Source organism: SAR324 cluster bacterium (assembly GCA_029245725.1).
In the GTDB taxonomy this organism is placed as follows: Bacteria; SAR324; SAR324; order SAR324; family NAC60-12; genus JCVI-SCAAA005.
In genome coordinates, this window is the sequence record JAQWOT010000204.1 from 1 (window position 1) to 8,752 (window position 8,752).

The 8,752-nt window shown below is 44.9% G+C and carries 8 protein-coding genes; 3 read left to right on the forward strand and 5 right to left on the reverse strand.

Annotated features, from left to right (window positions below):
* The 5 genes from P8O70_11090 to P8O70_11110 all read right to left on the reverse strand — a co-directional run.
* The coding region (locus P8O70_11090) for a pentapeptide repeat-containing protein (GenBank protein MDG2197420.1) at window positions 1-345 on the reverse strand (345 nt) is incomplete at its 3' end.
* 9 nt (window positions 346-354) lie between these two features.
* Window positions 355-999 carry a pentapeptide repeat-containing protein gene (locus P8O70_11095; protein MDG2197421.1) on the reverse strand — a complete coding sequence of 215 codons (645 nt, stop codon included), beginning with the start codon at window positions 997-999 and terminating at the stop codon, window positions 355-357.
* Window positions 996-1,850 carry a caspase family protein gene (locus tag P8O70_11100; protein ID MDG2197422.1) on the reverse strand — a complete coding sequence of 285 codons (855 nt, stop codon included), beginning with the start codon at window positions 1,848-1,850 and terminating at the stop codon, window positions 996-998. The genes P8O70_11095 and P8O70_11100 overlap by 4 nt, the downstream gene beginning before the upstream one ends.
* Before the next feature lie 555 nt (window positions 1,851-2,405).
* Window positions 2,406-3,371: a pentapeptide repeat-containing protein gene (locus P8O70_11105; protein MDG2197423.1), complete on the reverse strand. Its 966-nt coding sequence runs from the start codon at window positions 3,369-3,371 to the stop codon at window positions 2,406-2,408.
* Window positions 3,368-4,579 (reverse strand): caspase family protein, encoded by a 1,212-nt coding sequence (locus P8O70_11110; protein ID MDG2197424.1) that lies wholly within the window; start codon window positions 4,577-4,579, stop codon window positions 3,368-3,370. Before P8O70_11110 ends, P8O70_11105 begins: the two co-directional genes overlap by 4 nt.
* A 669-nt stretch (window positions 4,580-5,248) precedes the next feature.
* On the opposite strand from P8O70_11110, the gene P8O70_11115 reads away from it, so the two are divergent.
* Genes P8O70_11115 through P8O70_11125 form a run of 3 tightly spaced genes read left to right on the forward strand, consistent with a single transcriptional unit; the run spans window position 5,249 to window position 8,666 of the window.
* Window positions 5,249-6,907 carry a hypothetical protein gene (locus P8O70_11115; protein ID MDG2197425.1) on the forward strand — a complete coding sequence of 553 codons (1,659 nt, stop codon included), beginning with the start codon at window positions 5,249-5,251 and terminating at the stop codon, window positions 6,905-6,907.
* A 57-nt stretch (window positions 6,908-6,964) separates the two neighbouring features.
* Complete coding sequence (locus P8O70_11120) at window positions 6,965-8,008, forward strand: hypothetical protein (protein ID MDG2197426.1); 1,044 nt, start codon at window positions 6,965-6,967, stop codon at window positions 8,006-8,008.
* Between the two features lie 31 nt (window positions 8,009-8,039).
* Window positions 8,040-8,666 carry a penicillin-binding protein activator LpoB gene (locus P8O70_11125; GenBank protein ID MDG2197427.1) on the forward strand — a complete coding sequence of 209 codons (627 nt, stop codon included), beginning with the start codon at window positions 8,040-8,042 and terminating at the stop codon, window positions 8,664-8,666.
* The last annotated feature ends 86 nt before the right edge of the window (window positions 8,667-8,752 follow it).

An 8,752-nucleotide genomic window follows, 5' to 3' on the forward strand; every position in this document is an offset into this window, starting at 1 on the left:
CTGAGTTATTTCTTGTTGGGCAGCGTAACAGTCTCTATTGGCGATTGAACCATCGGGCATTGCTGTGTTGCAGAATTTAGCTCCAGTGAGGTAGGCGTTATGCTTATTAGTATCAGTTAAGTTGGCGCCACTTAAATCAGCATGACGCAGGTCAGCACTTATGAGTATTGCCTCACTTAAATCTACCTCACGGAGGTTAGCTCCACGCAGGTCGGCACTCCAAAGGTTAGCTTTACGTAAATCTGCTTTGCTCAAGTTGGCTTTACCTAAATCACTGTAACGTAGGTCAGCGTTGTGCAGTATAACTCCCGTCAAGCTTGATTCAGTGAGGTTGGCTCCCCTCATTTCCATGTCTCACAAATCGCACCCAACACACTCCTTGGTCTCCAGCAGTTTCTTTTTAGCTGCTTCGCCACTGGGTGTCTTGTTGCTCTGAGTTATTTCTTGTTGGGCTAAGTAACAGTCTCTATTGGCGATGGAACCATCGGGCATTGTCGTGTTGCAAAATTTAGTATTTATCAGGCTAGCACCCTTTATGTTGGCCTTGTTTAGGTCAGCATAACGCATTTCGGCATTAGAAAGGTCAGCCCCACGCAAGTCAGCTCTTTGAAGATCGGCCCCACGTAAATCAGCTTCACGCAGTTTTGCTTCATGCAGATCCGTCCCACGCAAGTCAGCCCCACGCAGAGAAGCTTTCTTCAGGTTAGCTCCACGCAGGATATTTCCACTTAGGCTGGTTCCATTCAAATCACACCCAACACATTCATTATCCCTGAAAAGTTTCTGCTTGGCCGCCTCACCGAAAAGGACTTGCACCGTCACTTGGCCTTCTGTCGACTGAACAGGGGGCGGTGATTCCAATGTCATCAGTTTCAGTTTTGCCAGATTCCGCTGTGGTGCTGTGGGGAACATCCTGATGTATTCCTCCAGAATCTTGGGATTCGTTGAATCCTTGACCACCTCCCAAGCTTGTGCAGCTAAATCTGAATTGGCTTTCAAAGACTGACTCTCAGTCTTTCCAATCTTAAAAACAAATTGCCATACTGTGGAGTCAACTCTCCCCTCCAATCTTCTGCTGTTCGCTTCTGGATGTAGGTACCCAATTCAGAACCAGTCAGGTAGCCGTCCTTGTCAAAATCGGCACTTTCTTCCAAAGCATCAACGAAAGCACGGCGGAAAATACTAATGTCTGGCACTTCCTGGTCAGCACTCCCTGAAGTGATGAATTGACGTACTGGCTCCTCGGTAAATACTTCGATATAGGAAGGAGCAGCTCTGGTCGCCAGAAATACTGAGCCCGCAAAACAGGAATCGAACATGAACAAGACATGCTTGGCAGAGGTGCTCTTGGCAACTTCTTCAATGCGTTGCATGCTCAAGACTTTGCGTTGGAATCGGATAGCGTTACTTTTGGCTGGTAGGGGTGCATCAGCTGGCACTAGAAAACCCATTTCGCCACCATAGCCCAACTTCATGGTGTGGCCATGTCCGGCATAGTAAATCAGCAGTCGATTCTCCGGATTGGCTCCCTTGTCAAAGATGAAATCCTCAATAGCTATCTCTAATTCATCGAGTGTTGGATCCTCAACCACCTCCACCTCAAAGCCATTTTTCTCCAGTGCCCTGCTAACTTCCATAACATCTGTCTTGACCCCAGGAAGCTTAGACCAGCTGTTGTTGTAATCACTTACCCCAATGATCAGAGCGTGCGATTCTTCGTAGATATAAGAGATTGTTTCATCTTGGGCAGTTTGCACCTCGATGTGGACGGGTTGAATGGCACGAGTCTGTGACCAGACGAGAGGGACCAACTGGAGAGTAACAAGTAGAGAGCAGATCAAATATTTCATGATCGCCTGCAGTTAGTGGTGGGGGAGATTGAGGAAATTTAATCGATGAATTACCAGCAGTGAAAGTAAATATCAAATAATGAAATTGATACAATTTGGAAGAAGGTGGATTGCAGCTGCAGAATCGCCAAGATTACGGCATTCAGCATTCAGAGTATTTGGATTGGCTCTTTGTGACATACTCAGCTGAGTCCTAACTGGTAAAGTTTGAGTTGGTATGAATATTTCAGCATTTGGTAAATAGCTAGATGAAAATTCAATTATAAACTGAATTTATTTGATAAAATCATATCATTCAGAGGGCCTATGGGACCCAATAAAGATGGCAGGAACTTCTTTTTGTGGCTAGTCTTTATGGTGTTCATATTTGTTGGGATGGCTGTGCTGGAAAAGGTGCTTGAAGTCCCAACTGTCTGACAGGAAGCACTCGACCTATGCTGTTAAAAAAGTGTTTTATACAAAAACACCTGAATCCAGTCAGCCTGTATTTGAGGCCATCAGGTAGTGTGGTTGAAATGATAGAAGGCTCGAAGATTATGGCGTGGGGCTTTGATGCTAGCAATCGTCATTGTTAATGGACCCATCGGGCATAATGGTTCTGCAAAATCTAACACTGTTAATCTTTGCTTCGCGTAGATCGGACTCACTTAGGCTAACATCATTCAATTTGATGCTGTAAAGTTTTGCACCATAAATCATTGCATCACGTAGATCAGCTTCATGCAGGTTAGCACCTCGCAGATCAGCACCTCGCAGATTTGCCTTTGTAAGATCTGCGCTGTTTAGCTTAGCGCTATACAGTGTGGCCTTATTTAATTTAGTCCGAATCAGACTGGCTCCCTGCAACTTGGCACCTAACATTTTGGCTCTGAATAGATTCGCTCTATTTAGATTCGCTCCTTTTAAATCACAGCTGTTACATTCCTTGATTTTCAGCAATTTTCTTCTAGCTGCAGTACCTGACAATATTAAATTAGTTGATGATTGATTTAAGTGATTCTTGGGAAGTTTTTGTGCACAATCACTGTTATTGATCGACTCGTCGGGCAAGATAGTGTTACAGAATATAGCGCCTGATAAATTGGTTCTGGACATTCTAGCTCCAGACAGGTTGGCACTTGTGAGGTTAGCGCCGGTCAGATTGGCCCGATTCAGATTGGCTGCTGTCAAGTTGGCTTTGGTGAGGTTTGCCTCAGTCAGATTAGCTTCATACAGATTAGCTCCGTACAAGTTGGAATTTACCAGTTTGGCTTCAGATATTTGAGCTTTATATAGATAGGTGACTCTCAATTCAGCTCCAGACAGATCACAGCGCCTACATTTTCTGGTTTCCAGTAATTTTTCTATGACTGTTTTCCCATTTGATAATTTATCAATCACTGATTTGACCTGCTGCTCACAGCTACTGTTATTGATTGAGCCATCTGGCATGGTGGTGTTACAAAATTTAGCTCCCCAAAGGTAAGCACTGTTGAGGTTGGCACCTTTCAAAGTAGCACCCCTTAAATCAGCCCCAGTCAAGTCAGCCCCTGAAGTTTAGCAAAATTCAAATTGGCCCGATTCAGTCTTGCATTATTCAGCTTTGCACCAATCAAGTTAGCTCTAATTAAATTGACATCGTTTAGCTTCGCTTCACGAAAGTCAGTTGAAAGAAGGTTGCAACCAACACATTCCCTAATCTCTAGCAATTTCTTTTTGGCTGCTTCACCAAATAAAACTTCACTATTTGCTGAACTGTCTTTGGGTAACTGATCCTTTACTGAATTTGATACAGCATCTACTGGCTCTTCTGTCGATGAAGAGGTTGCTAGTGCGATCAGCTTAAGTTTGGCTAAGTTACTTTGAGGAGCTTCTGGAAACATCCTGAGAAATTCTTCAAATGCTTTTGAGTCTTCCAAGTCCTTGATGACATCCCAAGCCTGAGCGGCAAAGTCCTGATCAGATGATGTAGCAGGTGCAACCAGTTTGGGCTTTGCTGTGACAACAACCTCAGGTAGGACAAAGAAGAAATCCCCAGTCACCGAGGACGCATCCCACGGCACCTGCTTATCATTGCTCTCCCGCTGAACATCCGAACGGACTCGCTTGAAAACTTCCTCCAGCTTCAAGCCTGGAGTCTTCATGTGTTCCAGCAACTTCGCTGTGAACAGGCCGTTGTCGCCCTCCCCATCGGCTGCCACATTCCCAGGAGCTGTTGCATACGAGATGAACGATCCCGTTGGCGCAATCACCTGAGCCAAACCTCGACTCTCACTCCGAAAACTTCTCGCAAAAGGGTTATTGCGGCAGGCATCCAGAATCACGATATTCATCCCGTTGCCAGCTGCTTCCATCTGACCCAATAGCTTGCCGACTGGAATGGCGTCGTAGCGTACATCGGTCTCTGTGCTTGGGTTGATATCCACTGGGAGTAAGTAGTTCTCCCCAGCGACCTGCATCCCGTGTCCTGCGTAGTAGAAGAGACCAACCCCATTCTGATCACGCAAACGACTGCCAAAGCGCCGTAGGGCTTGCTCCATCTGACGTTGATTGACATCTAGCAGGGTGGTTACTTCAAAGCCAAATTGTTGCAGGGTGGAGCCAATCGCATTGGCATCGTTGACAGGATTTTTGAGAGGAGAGGTGTGGGTATAAGCCGAGTTGCCAACGACGAGAGCCTGCTTAGGACCACCTGGGCTACTCGGTCGGGTCGCAGCACGCTCCCGAGCGGCCACCACCGTCAAATTCATTAATACCCAGATCATCAGTAGAGAGGTTGAGACTCTATACATAAATCTTATAAGGCGTAAGATTGTAGCAATTAAATTTTTTACAATTTAGTGGTAGGACCAATCGGCAGGATTGTCAATACTCGGCTTGCTCGCTTCAGCCTCATTTTAAAGGATCAAATTAAAGTCTTGTTATCAAGTATCTGCTTTCCGGATTCGTCTAATTGGCGTTGGAATCTAAGCAATTGCTCGAAAAACTCACCTGACTGGGAGTAATCGCGAAATGAATTAGTTTCTAAGTAACGAACGGAGGCTTCGTTTGAAGAGCCTATGTTAAAGATAGCATGAAGCATAAGGAGTGACGCTAAAAACTCTCTTTTACAGGGATACGAGCCATCAGTAAAATCATTGAATTAGCCGACAAGAAGACCTGTTCTTAGCGAACCCCAATCCCTTTCGACATCGCTGGCAAGCTGATGATTGGATGCCTCTTCAAAAGAGCTTCTCCATCAGTTAAAATGAACTTAAATTAATTTTTTTTAAGAAAGATTCGCTAAAGTAAAGTAGAATGAAGTTTAGTAAGTCTGCTAACCTTCACAAATTGAATTCAATAATATAAGTAGGGCGATGCTAACGATGAGCGTAATTTATAATAAATTTTGGTTGGTGTTGATTTCAGGAGCAATTGTGATGTCTGGTTGTTCAACCTATCATGACCAGACAGGAAATATCAGAGTATTCATCGAGAATGGTGATTATACAGCAGCATCTGAGGCAACCGATGAATTGTCAACCGACGGTAAGGATCGGCTGCTCCACTATATGGAGTCCGGCATGGTTCAACACTTGAGTCAGAGCTATGACAGCAGTAATGCCAAACTGGACCAAGCTGCAAATATTGCTGAAGACCTGACTACTAAGCGTGCGGGCGATGTGCTGAAAGCAGCGCTGATTAGCCCAAGCCAAAGTGATTATGCTGGCCAGGAGTTTGAGCGTGCATTCATTCATTACATCAAGGCTCTGAACTTCACAATGATGGCATTGGCAAACCCTGCTAAGAAAGTTGATCACCTGGAAAGTGCTCGTGTCGAAGCTAGAAAAGTGGATATCCTGCTAAGCGATATCGCTTACCAAAAGGGCACATATCAAGATGCTAAGGATGATGAAGGTAAGCTGTTCTCCCAACTGATGAAGATCTTTGATGTTTTGGTGGGGCAAGTAATTGACAAGGACAAGTTGATATACCGTGAAGATGCTTACGTACGCTACATGAACGGTTTAATCTACGAAATCAACGGCGAGTTGGACAGTGCCAGAATTGCTTATCAGAAAGCAGCAGAACTTTATGAACAGGGGTATGCAGAGCAATACAGTTTGGGTCAGGGTATCGTGCAGCAGGCTTGGTTCGATACTATTCGCATGATGAAGCAGGATGGTGGCTATGAAGATGAATGGCCTGGTCTAGCTAAGCAGAAATTGTCAAATACTCTGCAGAAAGAGCTAGATAGCAGTGAAAAGGCTCACATTGTAATTATTGGGCATGCTGGCTGGGTACCTCCGCGTGGCGAACTCAATATGCATTTGACTTTGGATACCAATACCAGAGAGTTGGTTATCCAGCCTGTGCTGACAGGAACCCCAAAGGAGCAAGAGGCTCAGCTAGTTTGGTTTCACCTGATGTACGCAGACCGTGGTTTGCTTCAATCAGTGATTAATTTTCAATTGCGTGGTGTAATTGGCGCTCTGGAAGGAATGGCTTCAAAGAGCTTCAGACTTGGGCCGCTATGGGGGTTAGCAGAGCAAATTGGTTTGCCAGATGCGTTGGCAATGGGAGGTACTCGGGTGACTGTGCCGTACTACAAACTGGAACCAAAGACCTTTGGTATGACGCAAGTAATGGTTGATGGGAAACCTCATGGTGAGATGGTTCAGGCAGAATCACTGGCAAACCTAGCTTTCCAGGGTCAATTACTGAACGCAGACAAAGATTTACAAGCTGCACTCGGGCGTACCATGACCAAGAATCTGTTTTGTGGCCAAATGGATGATGACCTCACGAAACTGGCTTGTAAGTCTGTAGCTGCGCTGAGTAGCCAAGCTGACACACGTGCTTGGTTGACCTTGCCACACTCCATTCATTTGAAGCGCTTGTCTGTGGAACCCGGTACTCACCAAATTACGCTCCGGACACCTTCTGCGAATGGTGGAACCTATCATGAGGTAACCCAATCTGTAGAGGTTAGTGAGGGTGACATCAAAATCTTTCGGGAGCACATTATTCCAACGCAAAATACTGCAATGATGCAACAGCCCGAAAGTACTCAAACGGAGTGGTTGACAAGGCGATGATATATTCGATATCTGTATCATCTTTGAACGTATCAACAGATATTCAGGGAATCAGTGGTGAGTAGCGTAAAGACAAATATTGTGATCTTCTTGGCAGCGATGTCGTTGCTAGTAGGGTGTGGTGGCAGCCCAGCAGTTACATCTAAACCAACAAAAACTCCTACCTTGCCAGCACCAGTGTGGTTGATTCAACCACCAATTGAAACGGGGTTTCTATATGGGACTGGTTCAGCTGAGGTTTATGCTGGTGATCAGGTCGGTGCTGCTGCACGAGCCAAAGATATGGCTCGTTTAGAACTCGTCAAGCAGATCGAAGTCAATATCAGCGGAGAACTGGAGCAGGAAATTACTGAAACGCTACAAAACAACAAATCAGAACTGACCGAGCGATTGCGTCAGTCTGTGAAAGGCAAAGTTACGTCTTTTGAATTATCTCATGTGATGAATGTAGATTCTTATTTTGACGAATCAAACAAGCAGGTTAGCATTCTTGTATGCCTTGATGTGAACAAGGAACTACAATCTCTGCATTCGCGCATTGAGGTGATTGACCAGCGCTTTGCTGAAGTAGTAACTGAGTTTGAGAATAATGAAAAACAGGGAATGGGATTGTTACGTCTTGTTGCATCAGGGCTAGTACTGGCTGAGGAACGCTCTGGTATTCAAGCGCGTGCTAATACTCTCAGTCTAACACGACAGCACGTGGATGTACTGTCCCCTGAATACCGCGATTTCATGAGAAAGGCTTATGCTCTTATTGGCATGCTGAAAGTGCATATCGCTGCACAAGGTGCTGACAGAAATTCTCTGGCAGCTGCCCTGACCACTGAGCTAAACAACAAAGGAATCAATATTTCTGAAGCAGAGCAAGCTGATATTCGGGTTGAGTATGATTTAAGTTTGAATAATGTGGTTCAAGGCGAAACGACGTTTGTGATTACCGAGGGTAATGTATTTCTGAAAGATGAGCAGGGACGCATTGTGAAAACTATCCAGGCAAAAGCCAAGGGAGCTTCTGTTGATGTAAAGGAAGCTGAGTCACGCTCAATTGCCAAGCTGTCACAGCAGTTGGGGAAGGAATTAGTTGATGTACTATTTTAGGCAGAAATCATACAAAGGGAGCTAATTGACTATGAATTTTCAGCAAACAGGCAAAAGCATATTAGCAACAGTACTGTTTCTGGGTACAGTTGTTTTCGTTAACGGCTGTGGTAGAAGTGTGGAGGTTGCCAGGGTAGATGCTGGAAAGGAAATCGCGCTTACAGATAAGTGGAATGACGAGGATTCTCGTTTAGTAGCTGAGGAAATGATCAACGATATGCTGAGCTATCCCTGGATCAGTCAATTTAATCAGCGTTTTCCTGGCAAAGAACCACTGGTAACCGTGCAGCGCGTTCGGAATAAATCCCACGAGCATATAGCTGTTGACACCTTTGTTAACGATATTAAGCGGGCTGTGATTCGCAGCGGTAAAGCCGGATTTGTTGCGACACTTGAAGAACGTCAAGATACTCGTGCAGAATTAGCTGACCAGGATATGAATGCTTCTGCTGATACTCGGATGGAAATGGGTGAAGAAGATGGGGTGAATTTCGCACTTTCTGGAACGATCAATTCCATAGTTGATCAGCTAGATGGTAAACGCGTGACCTACTATCAAGTAGATCTGAAGCTGATCAATCTGCAGACCGCTCGTGAAGTTTGGAATGGCAGTAAGAAAATCAAGAAATTCATGGAGCGCAAATCTTTTTCTTTCTAGAGTATGGAACTCTGACTCCCAAACTTTAATCAGTTCTGCTATAAACTGTATATGTGTAAGCTGATCAAATTGGAGGAGGGTGAAAG

Bases quoted from the DNA above. Each gene is read 5' to 3' on its own strand.
- P8O70_11100 (MDG2197422.1), bottom strand. From the start codon at position 1,850: ATGAAATATTTGATCTGCTCTCTACTTGTTACTCTCCAGTTGGTCCCT.
- P8O70_11110 (MDG2197424.1), bottom strand. From the start codon at position 4,579: ATGAATTTGACGGTGGTGGCCGCTCGGGAGCGTGCTGCGACCCGACCG.
- P8O70_11115 (MDG2197425.1), top strand. From the start codon at position 5,249: ATGTCTGGTTGTTCAACCTATCATGACCAGACAGGAAATATCAGAGTA.
- P8O70_11125 (MDG2197427.1), top strand. From the start codon at position 8,040: ATGAATTTTCAGCAAACAGGCAAAAGCATATTAGCAACAGTACTGTTT.